The 17,237-nt window shown below is 62.2% G+C and carries 17 protein-coding genes; 9 read left to right on the top strand and 8 right to left on the bottom strand.

Annotated elements, in window-relative coordinates; genetic code table 11:
- Nucleotides 1-263: 263 nt before the first annotated feature.
- Together BLR13_RS32575 and BLR13_RS32570 are read left to right on the top strand one after the other, a co-directional pair.
- On the top strand, nucleotides 264-479 hold the full coding sequence (locus tag BLR13_RS32575) for a hypothetical protein (protein WP_143039580.1): 216 nt from the start codon (nucleotides 264-266) through the stop codon (nucleotides 477-479).
- Between the two features lie 145 nt (nucleotides 480-624).
- The gene (locus tag BLR13_RS32570) at nucleotides 625-1,587 is read left to right on the top strand and encodes an IS110 family transposase (RefSeq protein WP_091976312.1); all 963 of its coding nucleotides are present in this window, start codon (nucleotides 625-627) and stop codon (nucleotides 1,585-1,587) included.
- A gap of 492 nt (nucleotides 1,588-2,079) precedes the next feature.
- On the opposite strand, the gene BLR13_RS32565 is transcribed toward BLR13_RS32570, so the two are convergent.
- The 3 genes from BLR13_RS32565 to BLR13_RS32555 all read right to left on the bottom strand — a co-directional run bounded on the left by BLR13_RS32565 (nucleotide 2,080) and on the right by BLR13_RS32555 (nucleotide 6,527).
- On the bottom strand, nucleotides 2,080-3,402 hold the full coding sequence (locus tag BLR13_RS32565) for an epoxide hydrolase family protein (RefSeq protein ID WP_074815019.1): 1,323 nt from the start codon (nucleotides 3,400-3,402) through the stop codon (nucleotides 2,080-2,082).
- Between the two features lie 536 nt (nucleotides 3,403-3,938).
- Nucleotides 3,939-5,675: a ubiquinone-dependent pyruvate dehydrogenase gene (poxB, locus tag BLR13_RS32560; RefSeq protein WP_074830841.1), complete on the bottom strand. Its 1,737-nt coding sequence runs from the start codon at nucleotides 5,673-5,675 to the stop codon at nucleotides 3,939-3,941.
- Nucleotides 5,676-5,753: 78 nt separating this feature from the next.
- Entirely contained in the window at nucleotides 5,754-6,527 is a 774-nt protein-coding gene (locus BLR13_RS32555) for an enoyl-CoA hydratase-related protein (protein ID WP_074815022.1), read from the bottom strand.
- Nucleotides 6,528-6,684: 157 nt separating this feature from the next.
- On the opposite strand from BLR13_RS32555, the gene BLR13_RS32550 reads away from it, so the two are divergent.
- Nucleotides 6,685-7,116, top strand: a complete 432-nt coding sequence (locus BLR13_RS32550) for a hypothetical protein (protein ID WP_074815027.1) — start codon at nucleotides 6,685-6,687, stop codon at nucleotides 7,114-7,116.
- A gap of 42 nt (nucleotides 7,117-7,158) precedes the next feature.
- On the opposite strand, the gene BLR13_RS32545 is transcribed toward BLR13_RS32550, so the two are convergent.
- The gene (locus BLR13_RS32545) at nucleotides 7,159-8,379 is read right to left on the bottom strand and encodes an ABC transporter substrate-binding protein (RefSeq protein ID WP_074815031.1); all 1,221 of its coding nucleotides are present in this window, start codon (nucleotides 8,377-8,379) and stop codon (nucleotides 7,159-7,161) included.
- 213 nt (nucleotides 8,380-8,592) lie between these two features.
- A complete protein-coding gene (locus BLR13_RS32540) occupies nucleotides 8,593-9,744 on the bottom strand; it encodes a zinc-binding dehydrogenase (protein WP_074815035.1) in 1,152 nt (383 codons plus the stop codon).
- 396 nt (nucleotides 9,745-10,140) lie between these two features.
- On the opposite strand from BLR13_RS32540, the gene BLR13_RS32535 reads away from it, so the two are divergent.
- The gene (locus BLR13_RS32535; protein ID WP_074830843.1) at nucleotides 10,141-10,758 is read left to right on the top strand and encodes a PilZ domain-containing protein; all 618 of its coding nucleotides are present in this window, start codon (nucleotides 10,141-10,143) and stop codon (nucleotides 10,756-10,758) included.
- A gap of 60 nt (nucleotides 10,759-10,818) precedes the next feature.
- Here the strand turns inward: BLR13_RS32535 and BLR13_RS32530 are convergent, their stop codons facing one another.
- Complete coding sequence (locus tag BLR13_RS32530) at nucleotides 10,819-11,439, bottom strand: hypothetical protein (protein ID WP_074815039.1); 621 nt, start codon at nucleotides 11,437-11,439, stop codon at nucleotides 10,819-10,821.
- A 228-nt stretch (nucleotides 11,440-11,667) separates the two neighbouring features.
- On the opposite strand from BLR13_RS32530, the gene BLR13_RS32525 reads away from it, so the two are divergent.
- The 4 genes from BLR13_RS32525 (at nucleotide 11,668) to BLR13_RS32510 (ending at nucleotide 14,516) form a co-directional block, all read left to right on the top strand.
- Nucleotides 11,668-12,204, top strand: a complete 537-nt coding sequence (locus tag BLR13_RS32525) for a GlcG/HbpS family heme-binding protein (protein ID WP_074815045.1) — start codon at nucleotides 11,668-11,670, stop codon at nucleotides 12,202-12,204.
- Nucleotides 12,205-12,678: 474 nt separating this feature from the next.
- A complete protein-coding gene (locus tag BLR13_RS32520; protein WP_074815048.1) occupies nucleotides 12,679-13,308 on the top strand; it encodes a transglutaminase-like cysteine peptidase in 630 nt (209 codons plus the stop codon).
- 262 nt (nucleotides 13,309-13,570) lie between these two features.
- Nucleotides 13,571-13,834: a hypothetical protein gene (locus BLR13_RS32515; RefSeq protein ID WP_074815051.1), complete on the top strand. Its 264-nt coding sequence runs from the start codon at nucleotides 13,571-13,573 to the stop codon at nucleotides 13,832-13,834.
- 169 nt (nucleotides 13,835-14,003) lie between these two features.
- Nucleotides 14,004-14,516, top strand: coding sequence for a hypothetical protein (locus BLR13_RS32510; RefSeq protein ID WP_074815055.1), 513 nt, complete (start codon nucleotides 14,004-14,006; stop codon nucleotides 14,514-14,516).
- Nucleotides 14,517-14,570: 54 nt separating this feature from the next.
- Here the strand turns inward: BLR13_RS32510 and BLR13_RS32505 are convergent, their stop codons facing one another.
- Complete coding sequence (locus BLR13_RS32505) at nucleotides 14,571-14,957, bottom strand: DUF6156 family protein (protein ID WP_074815059.1); 387 nt, start codon at nucleotides 14,955-14,957, stop codon at nucleotides 14,571-14,573.
- 401 nt (nucleotides 14,958-15,358) lie between these two features.
- Between BLR13_RS32505 and BLR13_RS32500 the strand changes: the two genes are divergently transcribed.
- Complete coding sequence (locus BLR13_RS32500) at nucleotides 15,359-16,246, top strand: dienelactone hydrolase family protein (protein ID WP_074815063.1); 888 nt, start codon at nucleotides 15,359-15,361, stop codon at nucleotides 16,244-16,246.
- 369 nt (nucleotides 16,247-16,615) lie between these two features.
- On the opposite strand, the gene BLR13_RS32495 is transcribed toward BLR13_RS32500, so the two are convergent.
- Nucleotides 16,616-17,125: a hypothetical protein gene (locus BLR13_RS32495; RefSeq protein WP_074830844.1), complete on the bottom strand. Its 510-nt coding sequence runs from the start codon at nucleotides 17,123-17,125 to the stop codon at nucleotides 16,616-16,618.
- Between the last annotated feature and the right edge of the window lie 112 nt (nucleotides 17,126-17,237).

Below are 17,237 nucleotides of genomic sequence, written 5' to 3'. Positions count from 1 at the left end.
CTGGCGCGGGTTATCCCGCGATTCACATTTCAAACAATGAAGCACCACATGGCTCCGCGTCCTCGCGGCGCGATGCGCCCGAGCTGGATTGGGATCGTTTCGCCCCCAAAGAGTAGAGGGCGCAGGGAAGACCGGGTGCGCGCCGCACCCGCGGTCTCGTGTGCGATAGTTGCAACAAGATGGTGCACACGAGCATACAGGTTTGGCGGAGGCATCCGGCCTTCCCTGCGCAATGGCTTTACGGCTTATACGAGATCGTCCTGGTGACCGGCTTCCTTGCCACCATCGTCAGCTTCGGCTTTCGCTTCCGCCAACTTGACGCCAGCACCGGGGCGTCGGACCCAAACGATTTCACCGTACGCAAGGACCACGCTCGTCAGTCGCAGCCTTACGTCCACCGCATCTCTCCGCACGTCGTGACGATCGCGAGCGCCCCTTGTGTCGGCAAAAACTGGCAGAATGTGCGAACGGGCGGTTGAAGCAGAACCGCCCGTTGCTGGAACTGAGCCCGTAACGCCCCAAAGCGGCAGAGCCTGTATGAGAGCGAGGGACAGCTCCGGTGTCTTCCTCAACCCGAACAGTTGCAAGGGCCGTTGAGCCCGTACCGAGCAAGGAAGGGAGTGGATGATGGCACAAAATGGTCTCGTTGTCGTCGGCATCGATGTAGCAAAGGACAAGGTCGATGCGTGCATTCGCGAGTTGGCGCTGCGGCAGACGTATCCGAGCACTGCCCAGGGTCATCGCAAGCTGGTTGCCTGGCTTCGCAAGCACAAGGTGAACAGGGCGGTGATGGAGGCCAGCGGCGGCTATGAGCGCGATTGGGGGAAGGTGCTCCGTCTGGCCGGCATCGCCGTACGGATCGTCGACCCCAAGCGAGTCCGCAGCTTTGCGCAGTCGGCCGGACGCCTGGCCAAGAACGATACGATTGATGCAGAGATGATCGCTTGGTTCGCAGAGACGTTCAGCGAGGCGCCGGGCCAAGTGCACGATGCCGCGCGCGAAGAGCTGCAGGCGCTGGTGAAAGCTCGTCTCAATCTGGTCGATCTCAAGATACGACTGGAAGCTCAAAACGAGCATGCTGCACCAGGACAGGCTCGGAAAGCGCGGACCCGTATCTTGAAGAGCTTGCTCGAGGAAATTGCCAAGCTCGAAGTCGCGATCTCGGCCCAGGTCAGGGCCACACCTCATCTTGCCGAACGCGCCGAGATCGTCGAGAGCGTGCCGGGCTTTGCCGAAACGAGCTCAGCGAACCTCATTGCTGGAATGCCGGAGCTTGGCCAAGTGAGCGACGAGATCGCCGCGGCGTTGTTAGGCGTTGCCCCTTATGACGATGATAGCGGAAAGCGCCGCGGCGAACGCCACATCAAGGGCGGCCGCCGTTGGGTCCGAAACGCCCTCTACATGCCGTGCCTCGGCGCGGCCACACAGAACAATCCTGTCTTCAAGGCCTACTATCAACGGCTACTTGCCAAGGGGAAGGAGCCGAAGGTTGCGCTCGTCGCCTGCATGCGAAAGCTGATCATCATCCTCAACACAATGATCGCACGCCGGCAGAAATGGGATCCCAGCCGTTACGCACTGAATTGAGCGAGCGCACTTCACCGCGCTCGGTCCTCGACCGAGCGCATGCCTAGCCAACAGACCGCGGAGCGGACGGCGTCAAGGCCGTAAGCCGCCGAAGGCGGGGGCGCGCCTCGCGCCAGCCTTGAGGCCAGCCGATCACCGGTCTACTTCAGCACAGTTGCTCTCATCGCGGGAGACGGGCGAAGTTAAACGTCTGATTTGCCCGACGGGGCAACGGAAATATTTAGCGGAAGGGCTGGACAGACTTTTGGTGATTTGCCCGTCGGGTTGTTTTGTCGCAGCGCCTGCCGCAAGATTTCGCTTGCACGGGAGTGCGAAGCAGGTCGCGTTGCAAGGCAGATTTGAGGCCGTAGCCCGCATGAGCGGAGCGATATGCGGTATGGCAGAGAAATTTAGTGCACTGTCACCGTAATTCGTAATTCACGGAGATGGCGCGGCGTGCGCTGACCTACAATCTGACGCGCGTGCTCAACATCGTCGGCGTCGAGCCTCCCGTTATTTGCGCAATGATCTGAAGGCTGCGCGTACCTCATCTGAAAACAGCTTCGGCTCCTCCCAGGCGGCGAAATGTCCGCCACGTTCGACCTCGCTGAAGTAGGCGAGGCCGGGGTACATAATCTCGACCCAACTTCGGGGCGCAGCAAAGATTTCGCCGGGGAACGTCGTAAATCCCACGGGAACCGCGACCGCAGGAGGAGACTTGCCGGCCGCACGGGCTGCGGCCTGTCCGGCCTCCCAGTACCACCGTGCGGCCGAGGCCCCAGTGCCCGTCAGCCAGTACAGCGTGATGTTGTCGAGGATGCTGTCCCGGGTGAGATTGCCCGCGGGCTTACCCTCCACGAACGCTCGGGAAATCTTGTAGTAGCTGTCCGTGTCATGGTCGAGCATCCAGCTCGCGAGCCCGAGGGGTGAATTCAGCAGGGAGTAGCCGATCGTTTGTGGCCGCGTCGACTGCTCCAGGAAGTAGCCAAAGCCACTCGCCCTAAACGTCGCGGCCGCCTTCTGCGCCGCGCGTTCCTTCTCGGATTCTGCGGGCAGCTTGTCGGACATTGCCGCCACACCCGCGAGCAAGTTGACGTGGATGCCGAGAAGTCCCTTGGGTGCCTGGCGCCCCATCGCATCCGTTACTGCCGCTCCTACGTCGCCACCCTGGGCGACGTAGCGCGTGTAGCCGAGGCGATCCATCAGCACCGCCCACGCACGCGCGATGCGCGCGGTGTCCCAGCCGAGTTCGGTCGGCTCACCCGAGAAGCCGTAGCCAGGCAAGGACGGCAGCACCAGGTGGAATGCATCGTCGGGAGTGCCACCATACTTGGTCGGGTCCGTCAGGGGACCGACGGTATCGAGGAGCTCGATGACCGAGCCAGGCCAGCCGTGCGTCATGATCAGCGGCAGCGCATTCTCATGCCGGGACTTGACGTGGATGAAATGGATCTTCACCCCGTCGATCACGGTCGTGAACTGTGGCAGCGCGTTCAGCCGTGCCTCGCACTTGCGCCAGTCGTACTCAGTCGACCAGTAGCGGGCGAGCGCCCGCAGCGTCGCCAGCTGCACACCCTGCGACCGATCCTCAACGAGCTCTTTGGTGGGCCAGCGCGTGGCCGCGAGGCGCCGGCGGAGATTAGCGAGGTCTTCACCCCGGACATTGACGCGGAAGGGAAGAATTGCGTCGGCTTTGGTCGTACCAAGCGGGGACCCTCCTTGCTTCGATTGCGCGCGTGCGGCGACGAAATGTATTGGAAGCAAGCTAACGGCACCAGTTGCGGCTGACCCTGCGAGAAGGCTGCGCCGGGTGGGTGAAGAGGAGATTGCGGTCATGGTCGGCCTCCTTGTTTACAAGCCCGCTCCAAGACTAGTGAACTGCGATGCGTCGGCCAGCTTCGAACTGTAAAAATGATTGCAGCTGTGCCTGGGCCAAGCGTATGAGCAATTATTCGGATGATACCTTTGGTATGAACTGCCCAGGGACCGTGCTACAAACAGTATATAACAGAATCCACCTACCGTCTGATGACAAGATGTTGGGGGCAATATCTTTCGAAGAGATTGCCGCCTTGGGCTGCGCTGGGCCATCGAAGTTATCCACGAATAGGGCGCGACCTCCCTGTGATGCCCCAGGTTCGTCGGGATGGTAGTCGGCATCGGGATGGTAGTCGGCAAAAGTGAACTCACGGTCGGTATTGGCCCATCTGCGACTCCGGAGAATGTCCGCAATTGGGCCGCTGTTGGGGGTTGACCGGACATCAGGCGGACGGTCGCTTAATGAGTACATGCCCTGGTTCCTCGATGTACGGCGGAGGTCGCTCTACTCTTCCTTGCGTGCTACTTACGCCGGCGCGCGAAAACTCATCAGCTCACCGTGGCAACAGGTTGGTCTTTGCCAGATCGAGAACCTCGTCGCCGCGACCGCTCATCACGGCGCGGAGCACCCATAGACTGAAGCCCTTGATCTGCTCCACCGTGATGGTCGGCGGCATCGACAATTCCTGGGTCGCCGTCACGACGTCGAGTACGGCGGGACCGTCATGGGCCAGCACGTCGCGGATCGCGTTCGGCAGATCGCCGGGATCCTCGACCCGCACCGCATGAATGCCCATGGCGCGGGCCATCGCCGCGAAATCGGGATTTTGCAGATCGACGCCGGTTTCGATGAAACCGGCGGCCTTCATCTCCAGCGCCACGAACCCAAGCACGCCGTTGTTGAAGATCACCACCTTCACCGGCAGCTTCATCTGCGTCAGCGTGATCAGGTCTCCCATCAGCATGGCAAACCCGCCATCGCCCGACATCGAGACGACCTGCCGCCCCTTCTGCGAGGCCTGAACGCCGATTGCATGCGCCATCGCATTGGCCATCGAGCCGTGGACCCAGGAGCCGACGAGGCGCCGGCGCCCGTTCATTTTCAGATAGCGCGCGGCCCAGATCGTCGGCGTGCCGACATCGGCGGTGAAGACAGCGTCTTCCGACGCCTGCTCGCTCAACAGACACGCCAGATATTGCGGGTGGATCGGCTTCTGGCCGGGCGTGCCGCGGGCGAGTTCGTCCAGCCCGGCGCGCGCTTTCTTGTAATGGATCAGGCTGTCGTCGAGATGCTTGCGGCCGCCCTTCGCCGTCAGCTTAGGCAGCAGCGCGCCGATCGTGGCAGCGACATCGCCGACGATGCCGAGGTCGAGTTTGCAGCGGCGGCCGAGATTTTCGGGGCGGATGTCGACCTGGGCGATCTTCGCATCCGTCGGGAAAAACTGCTTGTAGGGAAAATCCGTCCCCAGCATCAGCAATACGTCGCAGGCATGCATCGCGGCATAGCCGGACGAGAAGCCGATGAACCCGGTCATGCCGACATCGTAGGGATTGTCGAACTCGACATATTCCTTGCCGCCGAGCGCATGCACCATTGGGCTCAGAAGCGTCTCGGCAAGCTTTATCAGGCCATCATGTGCGCCGGCACAGCCGCGACCGCAGAACAGCGTGACCCGTTTGGCGCCATTCAGAAGTTCGGCCAGGGCGGTCAATTCCGGTTCGGCCGGCCGAACGACGGGCGCTGCCGGCAACAGACCTGCGTTCGGCGAGATGCCGCGCTTCGGCGCGCCCCGCAATGCGACGTCGCCGGGGATGACAATAACCGCGACACCGCGCCGCCCGACCGCGGCGCGAATGGCATTTTCCAGAACGTAAGGCAGCTGTGCGGGGTCGGAAATCAGTTCGCAGTAGTGGCTGCACTCCCGAAACAGATCCTGTGGATGCGTCTCCTGAAAATAGCCGCCGCCGATTTCGCCGGACGGAATCTGCGCTGCGATCGCCAGTACCGGCGTGCGGCTGCGATGGGCGTCGAACAGGCCGTTGATGAGATGGAGATTGCCGGGACCGCACGACCCCGCACATACCGCAAGCTCGCCAGTGATCTGCGCTTCACCCGCCGCCGCGAAGGCCGCAACCTCCTCATGCCGGACGTGAATCCAGTCGATGGTTTCGCGTTTGCGCAACGCGTCGGTCAGGCCATTCAGGCTGTCGCCGACCACACCGAAGATGCGCTTGACGCCGGCCTGGGCGAGAGTCTCCGCGATGAGGTCGGCGACATTGTCGATCCGCATGACGGCCTGTCCTTTCAATAACGCTCTCACAGGCTCATGATGTTCGCTGCACCGCCATCGTGCAAGTAACGAGCGCGTTCAGCGTCCGCTGAACCGCGCCGCGCGCTTCTCGAGAAAGGCGTTACGCCCCTCCACGGCGTCGGCGCTGGTGCGGATTTCCGCCTGGACCTCGATTTCGCGCCGGAACTGATCGGCATAGCTGGAATGCTCGCTATGTTCGATCAGCCCGCGGGTCGCGACCAGCGCGCGCGTCGGACCGGCCGCAAGCTTGCGCGCCAGCGCCAGCGCGCCGTCCAGAAGTGCGGCCTCGTCGAAGACCTCGCGGACCAGTCCCCATTCTTTTGCCTGCTCTGCCGAGAGCGGCTCGTTGCTCAGCATCAGTTCGAGCGCGCGCTGCCGGCCGACGAGGCGCGGCAACAGCCAGGTCGAACCGAGATCGGGGACCAGTGCGATCCGGCTGAACACCTGAATGAAGCTCGCCGAACGCGCTGCGACGATCATGTCGCCTGCCATCGCAAGGCTGAATCCGCCGCCTGCCGCCACGCCGTTGACGGCGACCACGATCGGCACACGGCATTCACGCAGGGCTTTGAATGTCGGCCAGTAATAACGCATCACGCCGGCGACGATGTCGTCGCCGAGGATTTGCGCGGCCTTGAGATTTTGGCCCGAACAAAAGCCGCGGCCGGCGCCGGTCAGCACCAGCGCCCGCACCTGCGGATCGTCGGTCATCTCGCCGATCGCGATGGCGAGATCGCCGAGCAGATCCGGCGTCATCGCATTCAGCGTCGCCGGCTCATCCAGTGTCAGCACGCCAACGGCATCGGCGCGTTCCCGCTTCACTCCCGGCATCTCATTCCTCCGCCCTCTGGCATTTTTCTGGGCCGGCCCGGCCGGGCACAGCAGTAACCCTAATGGTACCCAAACAACGCACCGATGAACAATCGCCTTGCGCGGACTTGACCAAAATCGCCGTTCCCACAGATACTTGGCCTATTGGAAGTGAGCCATGTTTGAGATCGGTATTTTCAGCCTTATTGTTTTGGCGGTATCCTATTGGGCGATCCTGTGGGTGATGGGCCGCCGCGAGGACGTTTTGCACGGTGAATTCGTCAAGGCTGACGCTCAGCCCGGCGAGCCCGTCCGCGTGACCTTTCCCGAGCAGCGGGTTCGACCGGTGTTCCCGGATCGGCCAGCGATCCCGGATCGACCTACGATCCCGGAACGACAATCGTTCCCGGATCGACCTGCTTTCCCGCAACGCCCCTCGCTTCCCGAGCGATCCGCCCTCACCGAGCGTCCGGTTCTGACCGAGCGCACCGCGCTGCCCGAGCGGCCGGTTCAAGCCACTGTTCCGGAGCAAGCGGCGTTTCGACCGGAACGGCTGGAACAGCTCCTCGCCTCGATCAAGCAGGATCTGAACCAGCTCGTACAGAAGTAGCTTTGCTGCAGGGAACCCGTCTCCACAACGCGCGACGACGTATTAGTCCGCGCCAATCACATCGCCGAACAGCTCCCAGGCCTCGCCGTTGAAGCGTTCCAGTCGCATCGCCTCAACCGGAAAATAATCGGTCGGCGACGTCTTCAACTTGATGCCCGGCAACATCATCGGCAACGCGATGTCGAGATTGGCCGCCTGCTTCATGATGTTCTCGCCGGTCAGGGTGTCGCCGCACTGCTTGAGCACCTGCACGGTGGCTTCCGCCACGACATAGCCATAGACGATGAGCTGGTCCTGGATATTGCCGTCGGGAAAATACTTCTTCATGAACTCGGCCCAGTCCTGCACGTCCTTGTCCTTCTGCCACTGCGGATCGTTCGGGTCCTTGAACGAATAGGACGAGATGATCCCCTTGGAGTGGTCGAAGCCGGCCGGCTTCAGCACCGACGTGATCGATGTCGAGGTCGCCGCGAGGAAGAACATGTCCGGCTTCCATCCGATCTCGCCGATCTTGCGGATCGCCTGCGCCGCCTGCTTCGGAATCGCATGCATGAACAGCACGTCGGCGCCGGACGCTTTCAGTTTGACGATCTGGCTGTCGATGGTCGGATCGGTCGATTCATAGGTCGCTTCGGCCACCACCATCTTCTTGACGTTGTCCGGTCCCAATCCCTTCTTGAAGCCGTTGCCGTAGTCCTTGCCGGCGTCGTCGTTCTGGTAGAACAGCGCGATCTTGGCGTCGGGCTTCTTGGTCAGAACATATTTCGCGTAGACCGCGGTCTCGGCCTGATACGAGGCCTGGAAGCCGATCGAGTAAGGAAAATGCTCGTGGTCGCCCCACAGCGTGGCGCCGGCGCCGACGAACAGTTGCGGCACCTTCTTGTCGTTGAGATATTTCCGCACCGCGAGCCCGGTCGGCGTGCCCAGCGGATTGAGGATCGCCGCTACCTCTTCCTGCTCGACCAGCTTGCGCGTCTGCTCGACCGTCTTGGCCGGGCTGTAGGCATCGTCGATGCTGATCAGGTTGATCTTGCGCCCGTTGATGCCGCCCTGGTCGTTGATCATCTTGAAATAGGCGAGCTGGGCCTTGGCGATGACGCTGTAGGCCGAGGCCGGTCCGCTATAGGGAGACGTCTGCCCAAGCTTGATTTCGGTGTCGGTCACGCCCGGACCATATTTCTTGTCCGCAGCACCTGCCGCCGATGTTACCGAGATGGATGTTACCGAGATGAGTGTCGCAGCGATGACCGCTTGCCACTTCATGAGTTCGTCTCCCTGTTCTTATTGTTGGGCGGCTTGTTGTTATGCCGCTTGTCGACGCCTCCTCATCTTCTCATCAGTTTCGGCCGCGGCACAATGGCGGATTTCAATTTCAGCGCCTCAACGCAAGTTGCGCGACACGCTAGGCTGCATGTGGCCCGATCAGCGCCAATACGCCGCACAGGACCGCAGCACGCAGCACGCGGCGCAACCGTATCATTCCACCAGTTCCGGCCACGGCACGATGGTCGACTTCACCGTCTTCATCGCCATCGCGTCCGCAACCGCCTGCCCGATGCCCTCTTCCGTAAACGGATAGATCGTCTGCATGTCGAGCCACGGATACTTGTTGCGGGTGCGATAGAGCATGTCGACGCCGAGCGGCAAATCGTTACCGGTAAATCCCCACGAGCCCAGCACGTTGAGATCCTTGGTGCAGATGCGGTGCCATGACGTGTTGATCGAACCGGCATCGGTGAACTGGCCCATCTCGACATAGGTGCCGCCATCACGCAGCATCTCGATACCCTCGGGGCCGGCACTCGGATGACCCGAGCAATCCATCACCAGATCGGCGCCAAAACCGCCGACGATGTCGCGCACCGCCTTGATGCGCTCTTCCGGCGACTTGAGCTGATCGATATCAACAGTCGCCTCCGCGCCGAACTTGCGCGCCAGCGCCAGCCGCGGCGTCTCCGGCGCGCCGACGCAGATCACCCTGCCCGCGCCCATTTCCTGCGCGGCAGCGACTGCGAGAATTCCGATCGGGCCGGAACCCTGGATCACCACCGTGTCGCCCCAGCTAAAGCCGCCGGCGCGGGTGGCGCGGTTGAAGGCGCGGATGCAGGAGGTCAAGGGCTCCGACAGCGCACCCAGCCGCAGTGACATGTCGTCGGGCAATTTGTAGATCTTGGTGCCCGGCAATTCGCCGAGATCGACATAGACATATTCGGCCCAGCCGCCCCACAGATGCGGCGCCTTGTCGAAGCCGAGATAGCGGCCGTAATAGACCGGCGTCAGGCACTTGTTGGCGCTCTGCGGATAATGGATGCAGTAATAGCACTGGCCGCATGGCATCAGCGGCGGGATCATGACCTTCGATCCCACCTTGAGCGGCTTGCTCATGAAGTCTTCCCTGAACTCGGAACCGACTTCGACCAGCACGCCGCCGATCTCATGGCCGAGCGTGAATGGCCATGGCAACGGTTTTGGCCAATGACCTTTCAGGATATGCAGGTCGGTGCCGCAGACCCCGCAGGCGCCGACCTTGATCAGCGCGCCCTTCTTCGGAATTTTCGGCCACGGCACGTTGCGAATGACCGGCTGCGCGCCGGGACCGTCATAGGTGCATACGCGAATGGGCCCCATGGAATTTCCTCCGGCCCGTCCGTGATTTCTTGCGGCGATTGTTGATTGTCCTTGCGCGGGCAAACGCGAGCCTATGTGAAGCGGGCTGAGATGCCAATCGCGCCGATGCCCGGTACGAAGCCGGCGACAAAGCCACCGCGACGGTCGCGCTGTTGCAGATGCTCGATCTTGCGATCGGTTCCGATTCATGGAGCCGGCAAATTGCAGGACGGCTGCTCCGGTAGCACCGTCATGTTGCAGTCTGGTCCGCGGCTGCTGCCGGGTTTCAACCGGATTGTGGCGCCGCGACCGCACGCCGCGCGATGCCCACCCTTGATGCAACCGCTGCTAACCGCTCGTTAACCCTGTCGGCCTTAGGGTCATTTGACGCCGAAGGACCGGCTGTCGGGTGGCCAGATGTCGTTTGCGCAAAAGAAATCACCTACGGTACCGTCCGCCCAGGAGCGACGGCGCTTTCAGCGCGTCAAGGTCCACCTGCTCGGCCGCTACATGCTGCCCGACCGCCGCGAATTTCCCTGCCAGATCATCAATATGTCGCCGGGCGGGCTCGCCTTGCTGGCGCCCGGCATCGGCAATGTCGGCGATCGCGTGATCGCCTATCTCGACCATATCGGCCGGGTCGAGGGCCGCATCACCCGTATCATCGATAACGGCTTTGCCATGACGGTCGGCGCCACCGCCCGCAAGCGCGACAAGCTCGCCGCCCAGCTCACCTGGCTCGCCAACCGCGATATCCTCAATCTGCCGGAAGACCGCCGCCACGACCGTATCGTGCCGCGCAACCCGATCGCGCTGATGACGCTCGAGGACGGCAGCAAGATGACCTGCCGGATCATCGACCTGTCGCTGTCGGGGGCGGCGATCGCCGCCGAAAACCGCCCGCCGCTGAAATCGCTGGTCATGCTCGGCAAGGTCCAGTCGCGGGTGGTGCGCAACCTCGAAGAAGGCTTTGCGCTCGAGTTCGTCCACGAGCAGAACAGCGACACGCTCGAAGACGCGGTCACCGCCCGGTAGAGCTTCTTTTTTGATGCGTTTTCTTCACGCGAACCGGTTCCCACTTCGCTTGAAAACGCTTTAGTCCCCCTTCTTCGCCGGCTTCGACAGATAATCCTTGGACTGCGCCTCGCTCTTCAGCGGCGTGACCTTGTCCGGATCGATCCGCACCATCAGATAGTCGATGTGGTCCTCGATCTTCGTGAACCAGTGTCCGGTGCCGGCCGGAATGACGACGACGTCGCCGGCCTTGATCTCGTAGGCGATGCCGTCACGAACCTCGGAGCCGTTGTTGCCGGGTCCGTTGAACTCGACAACGGTACGCATCGTCGCCGGCCGTCGCTGCCGGTTGACGATATCGGGACCCAGCACCAGCGTCGCAGCCCCCGACAGCACATGATAGACCTCGCTGATCTGGTCATGTTCGGCGACGGAATCCGGATTCGGCTTGTCGAGCTTGCCGCGATGGACCATCCCGATGCCGATATTGGCTTTGCCGATATCGATGTCCCGCACCTGCTGGTCGAGCAGCTTTTCGTCGAGCGCCTTTTTCGTATAGGCATCGAGCTCGCTGACGGGGATGTAGGTGCCGGGACACATCTGGCAGGTCGGTTGCGGATCGGTGGGATTGATCTTCCCTTGCGCCTGCACAGCTACGGTCAGACACAGCCATGCCGGCAAAATCCAGACGGACCGTTTCATATGAGCCTCCCTGTTTTTTGCCCATGGATGCATGGGTGCTGCGCTTTGCCAAGCACTGATTGGGCCGCCGGCCGGATGTGGCCCCCGCCGCGATATCCGCGATATATCCGGTCGGATACCGCGACCGATTGATTCTGGCGTCGGAAACGACCGGAAAACGCGCTATCGTCGCAGCGCCCCGGAACTGGTCAGGACCGGGGCCGAAAAACAAACCCTTGGGAGGATTGAATGCGTCGTCTGATTGCGCTGGCAAGCGTCGTATGCGTTGCGCTCTTGATTGGCACGGGAGCCTTTGCCCAGGTGCCGCCCAACCCCGACAATCCCAACGATGCGGTCCCGGACGCGTTGACGCCGCCGCCCTATGGCGAGCCGATCAACCTCGAGACCGCCAAGATGGTGGCCGCCGCCGCCGTCGCGGAAGCCACCAAGCGAAACTGGAATGCGTTCTGCGTCGCGATCGTGAACCCGAGCGGCGATCTCGTTTACTTCGAGAAGCAGGACAACTGCCAATACGCCTCCATCGGCGTCTCGCAGCACAAGGCCCGCACGTCGACCCGCTACCGCCGTCCGACCCTGGTGTTCGAAACGCTGATCGGCAAGGGACCCTACTTTGCCTATCTGACAACCCTCGATGACGTCATCGCGTCACGCGGTGGAAATCCGCTGCTGGTCGGCGGCAAGGTGGTCGGCGCCATCGGCGTCAGCGGCGGCTCCGGTTCGCAGGACAATGTGGTGTCGCTGGCCGGTCAGGCCGCTCTCAAATAGCGACGATCGTTCGAACGACGCTCCGCCGGGGTTTCGACCCCGGCGGCCGTATCCGTCGCCTCGAAGTCCCGCGGAAGGCCTCGCCAAAGCGCATTCGTGAGCCATCCGGTGTGCTGCCCATCGACGCGGTTACCACGCGGTAAAGCGCCAGACGCCCCAAATCCCTGGTTTTGGACCTCGCGAAGGCATCCTCCGCACGGCCCGAGGCCGTTTTTGCGCGATCCGATGCCCGCAAGATGCGGTTAATGCCGGCGGCTTTTCCGCTGGAATCCGCCACTGCCGCAGCGCCTGGCGCGTTAATGCATAAAATTTGAATCAATTGCAGTTGTTTCAAATTTTAATCTAATTCGATTCAAGTATAGATCGAATTTTCTGCGGCTTTTACTTGTATTCGCGTCAAATGTACTTGCCTGACTTAGGCGCACCGCAAAACCTCTGTGCAAAACATGGTCCCAACAAGAAACGGGGGCCGCAATGTTGTTCAGGGGACAGGGGAAGGGACTGGCTGTAATCGCCATCCTTTTGGGAATGAGCGCTTCAATGAGCGTCCCGGCGAAAGCCGCCGACGCACTCTATGCCAGCCTCGGCGACACCACGCGTTCGCCGATCGGTTGGGTCGAATTCTGCGCCGAGAATCCCGGCGAGTGCCGCGGCGCTGCATCTCAGCCGCGCGACATCGTGATGTCGCAGACGGCTTGGCGGGATTTGCTGCGGGTCAACAAGTGGGTCAACGAAACCATCAAGCCGATCACCGACATGGATCATTGGGGTGTGATCGAGAAGTGGTCGTTGCCGACGGACGGTTACGGTGACTGCGAGGACTATGTGCTTCTGAAGCGCAAGATGCTGATCGATGCCGGATGGCCGCGCGAAGCGCTGCTGATCACGGTGGTGCGCGACAAGAAGGGCGAAGGCCATGCGGTGCTGACCGTGAAAACAGACAAGGGCGAGTTCGTTCTCGACAACCAGAACGAAAACGTCGTGGCGTGGACCGAGACCGGCTACCGCTTCGTCAAGCGTCAGTCGCAGAGCGATCCCAATGTGTGGGTCTCGCTCGGTGACAACCGCCCGGCGCTCGCAACCGCCTCGTCACGCGATCGCTAACGAACAAGGATCTACCAACCCGCGACCCGGTCACATTCCCACCCCTCCCCGTCCCAGACCGGTTCGCGCGCGGCCAGCCTTCCCCCAAAGGCTGGCCGCATCTTTTTGTGTCGCGCTCATCGCTGGTGTGGAACATCGGCAACGCGCGATGATTTTCTCAGCGCAATCCACAAGAGCGCGCGCCTGCGCTGAAGACATTCACGTCACTCCGCGCCTATGCTGACGACTCTCGCGAGAGCGAGCTCTGACGGACGGGGATCCGATGCGGCATGCCTTACTTGTCAATCCGTTCAACCCGAACTCGGGCCCAAGGCCCACTGCCAGCCCCAATACCAGTCAGCGTGACACGCGGTTCGCGCCGGTGTGCGCGCGCTGCCAGTCGGACGATCTGATCTGTCACGCCATCGCGCAGTGGAGCAACAGGTCGCAGCAATGGGAGCTGGCCAACACCTTCGACCAGCCGGTTCACTGCAACAGCTGTGACAGCCAATGCACCGTGGCATGGCAGCCGCTGAACTGGCGCTAGCGATCCATTCCCGCCGCCGGTTGGTTGCGAGCCGCAGCCGCCCCGGAAAAGGCTGATTCCACAAGGTTTTACCCGGAATCCCGCACAAGACGGGTAAATCCCGGGTTTTAGCGCCGCCGCGCCTGTGGTAATCGAGGGCATTGCAAATCACGTCCGGCTTTGGAGTCTCATGCCCGAACTCACCTCCCGGAGTACCAGTTCCTTCGCACGCTTCGGCGGACAGCCGATCGCGATCGGCGCGGTGGCCCTCGCCATCGTGCTGTTGGGAATAGGCTCCATGACGCTCTGGCGCGCCTATACCGGCACCACGCCCGAGACCGATCGCGTCGTCGCGACCCGGCAATTGCAGGCGCGTACCGCGCAGGCCTCCGAGCAACTGGTCGAAAAGACCAGGGGCCTGGAAGTGACCCAGCAGGAATCGATCGACCAGCTCCAGGTGGTCCAGGATCAGTTGCTGACCGTGCGCCGGCTGCTGGCCGCACAGCAGGCCGACACGCGCAAACTCTCCGAACAGGTCGGAACGCTGACCGAATCGATCGACGGGCTGCGGCAATCCTTTGCCAGCGTGCGGGCGTCCGAGCCGGCCAACCCGCCCGCGACCCGCAAACGGTCGGCCGGCGGATCGGCCAAGCCTCACGCGATCAGGAGCGTGAACCGCAAGCGCGGCAAGACGCAAGGCTGATTGAAAACGCCTGACGACCTAACGCCCCGGACGCGATCCGGGGCCGCCAGCGCGCTACCAGAAAAACCCCGCACGATCGGATGGCCGATACTCCCGCACGGTCTCCACACCCTCTGGGTTGGTGGCCTTGACCCGCCTGAGCCGGCCGTTCGGATAATAATCGTAGACGTGCTCGAAGAAGACCTCGCCCCGCAGCATCTTGACGTTGCGGACCAGCCTGTTGTCGCCGTCGAAATAACCAATCAGGTAGGCGTTTCCCCGCGCGGCGATGGCATCTGCCTCGTCTTTCGTAATCCGGCCGGTCAGGCGGATCGGGAGCCCGTATCCACCCCACCCGCTGAAGTATTCGACCGGATCGTGCTTTCGTGGTGTGCGCTGCCAGGCGATCCACCCGGCAAGCCCGGCAGCCAGCACGACGCACAGTAAGATCAGTGTCTTCATGGCGGCGGCAGCCACTCCGGGACGACGGTTCCCATCGGTCGCCGGCCCAAAGCCCCGCGTTCAATCCTGGCCGGCAACCTTCATGGCCATTTCAGGCCTCGGGATGGCAAAAATGGGCCCGCCGGAACTTTTTCGGGCCAAGTGTGAACTGGTTCACATACGCAAGTGAAAATCCGGGTCATCGTGCAGTTTACCGGATGGCGTGAGCCGATTTCAATGTCCGGGGCTGGCAAGGTCGTTGACGGTATACTGCGTCGACGGCCTTGTTTTTTGTGCCCTGCAATCGTCCCTTCCCGGCATGTCCTCATCGCCTCAAGCCTGCCAAATCCTCGCAAGCAGGTGATTTGCGTTCAGCATGGTTTATCCGCTGAATGCGCCTCCTGAAAAATGGAGGATTCCCAATGAGTACGGAACCGTTGCTAACCTCGGATGTCATCGGACTGACAAAGGTCGCGCCATTCTCGCGCCGCGGCTTCATGACCGCGTCCGCCGCCGTTGCCGCCGGCTACACGCTCGCCGCGGGTCCGGTGCGGGCCGACGTGATCAAGACCGACACCAGCGGTCTCACCACCGGTGACGCCAAAATCAAAGTCGCTGACGGCGAGATGCCCGGCTATTTCGCCAAGCCCGACGGCGTCAGGAACCCGCCGGTGGTGCTGGTGGCGATGGAGATCTTCGGCCTGCACGAATACATCAAGGATGTGACGCGGCGCCTCGCCAAGCTCGGCGCGTTCGCGGTGGCGCCGGATTATTACTTCCGCAAGGGCGGCGATCTCACCAAGATCACTGACATCCCGCAGTTGCTGCCGATCGTGAATTCGAAACCGGATGCCGAGCTGTTGTCCGATCTCGACAGTACCGTCGCCTGGGCCAAGTCGCAGGGCGGCGATACGTCCAGGCTCGGCATCATCGGCTTCTGCCGCGGCGGACGGACGGTCTGGGAATATGCCGCGCACAGCCCCACGCTGAAGGCAGGCGCGGCGTTCTATGGTCCGCCGGTCGATCCGCCGAACCCGCTGTGGCCGAAGAGCCCGACGCAGCTTGCGCCGGAGATGAAGGCGCCGGTGATCGGCTTCTACGGCGAGGCGGATACCGGCATCCCCGTCGCCACCGTCGAAGCCCTGAAGGCGGCGCTCGCGGAGAACAAGAAGACCGCCGAGTTCAAGCTTTACCCGGGCGCCCCACATGGCTTCCACGCCGACTATCGCGCCAGCTATCGCAAGGAAGCCGCCGACGATGCGTGGGCGAACATGCAGGCGTGGTTCAAGAAGTACGGCGTGTTAGGCTAAAGCGTTAGAGCGCACAGCATAACGGACGCGCAGCCAAGGCTGCGCGCCGGCTGTTTGATACGGCCTATCTCACGCGATCGCGGGGACGATGCGCTTTCGACAGAGCATGCTTCGACGTTTGTTCGAATTCCCAGAGCACCCACACCAACGCTGTGCCCAAACTGACAACGATGCCCAGGAAGACAAACGTCAAAGCCGGGGTTGTGAGCATGTTCAACATCCCTGCTGCGATGCAAACGGCGTACCACTACGCAACACAACGGCCTCGGTGATCAAAACACCGGGGCCGCGTGTTTCATTCCCAATCGCTCATCTCCGGGTTTTCCGCCGAGCGCTTGGTTCGGCGAAACCCGTTGGAAAGCAGAGACTTCAGTTACATACCTGCACGGGACGGATGCGCCAGCCATAGGGTGTCAGCACGCGCTGCCGAACGACATAGCAGCCGCCGTCGTCACCGTAATAATACGAGTCGTCATAGGCGGCCGGGTAGGCGCCGTAGTAGCCGTAATCATAGTCGTCGTAGCCGTAACCGTAGAGGCCGTAGCCGAGACCGGCACCGACCGCGGCGGCGACAAACGGGAATCCACGGTGCCGGAATCCGCCGTGCCAACCGCCACCGTGCCATCCGCCACCGCGCCATCCACCGCCGCCGATCGCGGCTGAACGGAAACCGCCGCCGCCGATGGCTGCGGCGCGGAAGCCGCCGCCACCAAAACCGCCACCGCGGAAGCCACCGCCTCCAAAGCCACCACCATGAAAACCACCGCCGCCGCCGTGAAATCCTCCGCCGCCAAACCCGCCGCGCGCTGACGCGCTGCCCGGTGCGAGCACGGCAACTGACGCCATCGCGAATAACGCGATCATCGCTTTACGTAACATCTCATCCTCCGTGATCATTCGCGTTGAACCAAATGACGCTTCCGGCGTCAGACCCATAAGGATCCCGCCACAAATCTATGGCGACTTGCCGCCTGTCGCCTGAACAATTTTC

The organism is Bradyrhizobium ottawaense (assembly GCF_900099825.1).
Lineage (GTDB): Bacteria > Pseudomonadota > Alphaproteobacteria > Rhizobiales > Xanthobacteraceae > Bradyrhizobium > Bradyrhizobium ottawaense_A.
The sequence above is the reverse complement of the archived record's forward strand: the minus strand, read 5'-3'. Positions and strand labels throughout refer to the sequence as shown.

Coding starts and splice junctions, on each gene's coding strand:
- BLR13_RS32495 (WP_074830844.1), bottom strand. CDS start 17,125: ATGTTACGTAAAGCGATGATCGCGTTATTCGCGATGGCGTCAGTTGCC.
- BLR13_RS32520 (WP_074815048.1), top strand. CDS start 12,679: ATGTTGTTCAGGGGACAGGGGAAGGGACTGGCTGTAATCGCCATCCTT.
- BLR13_RS32530 (WP_074815039.1), bottom strand. CDS start 11,439: ATGAAACGGTCCGTCTGGATTTTGCCGGCATGGCTGTGTCTGACCGTA.
- BLR13_RS32515 (WP_074815051.1), top strand. CDS start 13,571: ATGCGGCATGCCTTACTTGTCAATCCGTTCAACCCGAACTCGGGCCCA.
- BLR13_RS32570 (WP_091976312.1), top strand. CDS start 625: ATGATGGCACAAAATGGTCTCGTTGTCGTCGGCATCGATGTAGCAAAG.
- BLR13_RS32565 (WP_074815019.1), bottom strand. CDS start 3,402: ATGACCGCAATCTCCTCTTCACCCACCCGGCGCAGCCTTCTCGCAGGG.
- BLR13_RS32555 (WP_074815022.1), bottom strand. CDS start 6,527: ATGCCGGGAGTGAAGCGGGAACGCGCCGATGCCGTTGGCGTGCTGACA.
- BLR13_RS32540 (WP_074815035.1), bottom strand. CDS start 9,744: ATGGGGCCCATTCGCGTATGCACCTATGACGGTCCCGGCGCGCAGCCG.
- BLR13_RS32525 (WP_074815045.1), top strand. CDS start 11,668: ATGCGTCGTCTGATTGCGCTGGCAAGCGTCGTATGCGTTGCGCTCTTG.
- BLR13_RS32550 (WP_074815027.1), top strand. CDS start 6,685: ATGTTTGAGATCGGTATTTTCAGCCTTATTGTTTTGGCGGTATCCTAT.
- BLR13_RS32510 (WP_074815055.1), top strand. CDS start 14,004: ATGCCCGAACTCACCTCCCGGAGTACCAGTTCCTTCGCACGCTTCGGC.
- BLR13_RS32535 (WP_074830843.1), top strand. CDS start 10,141: ATGTCGTTTGCGCAAAAGAAATCACCTACGGTACCGTCCGCCCAGGAG.
- poxB (WP_074830841.1), bottom strand. CDS start 5,675: ATGCGGATCGACAATGTCGCCGACCTCATCGCGGAGACTCTCGCCCAG.
- BLR13_RS32505 (WP_074815059.1), bottom strand. CDS start 14,957: ATGAAGACACTGATCTTACTGTGCGTCGTGCTGGCTGCCGGGCTTGCC.
- BLR13_RS32545 (WP_074815031.1), bottom strand. CDS start 8,379: ATGAAGTGGCAAGCGGTCATCGCTGCGACACTCATCTCGGTAACATCC.
- BLR13_RS32500 (WP_074815063.1), top strand. CDS start 15,359: ATGAGTACGGAACCGTTGCTAACCTCGGATGTCATCGGACTGACAAAG.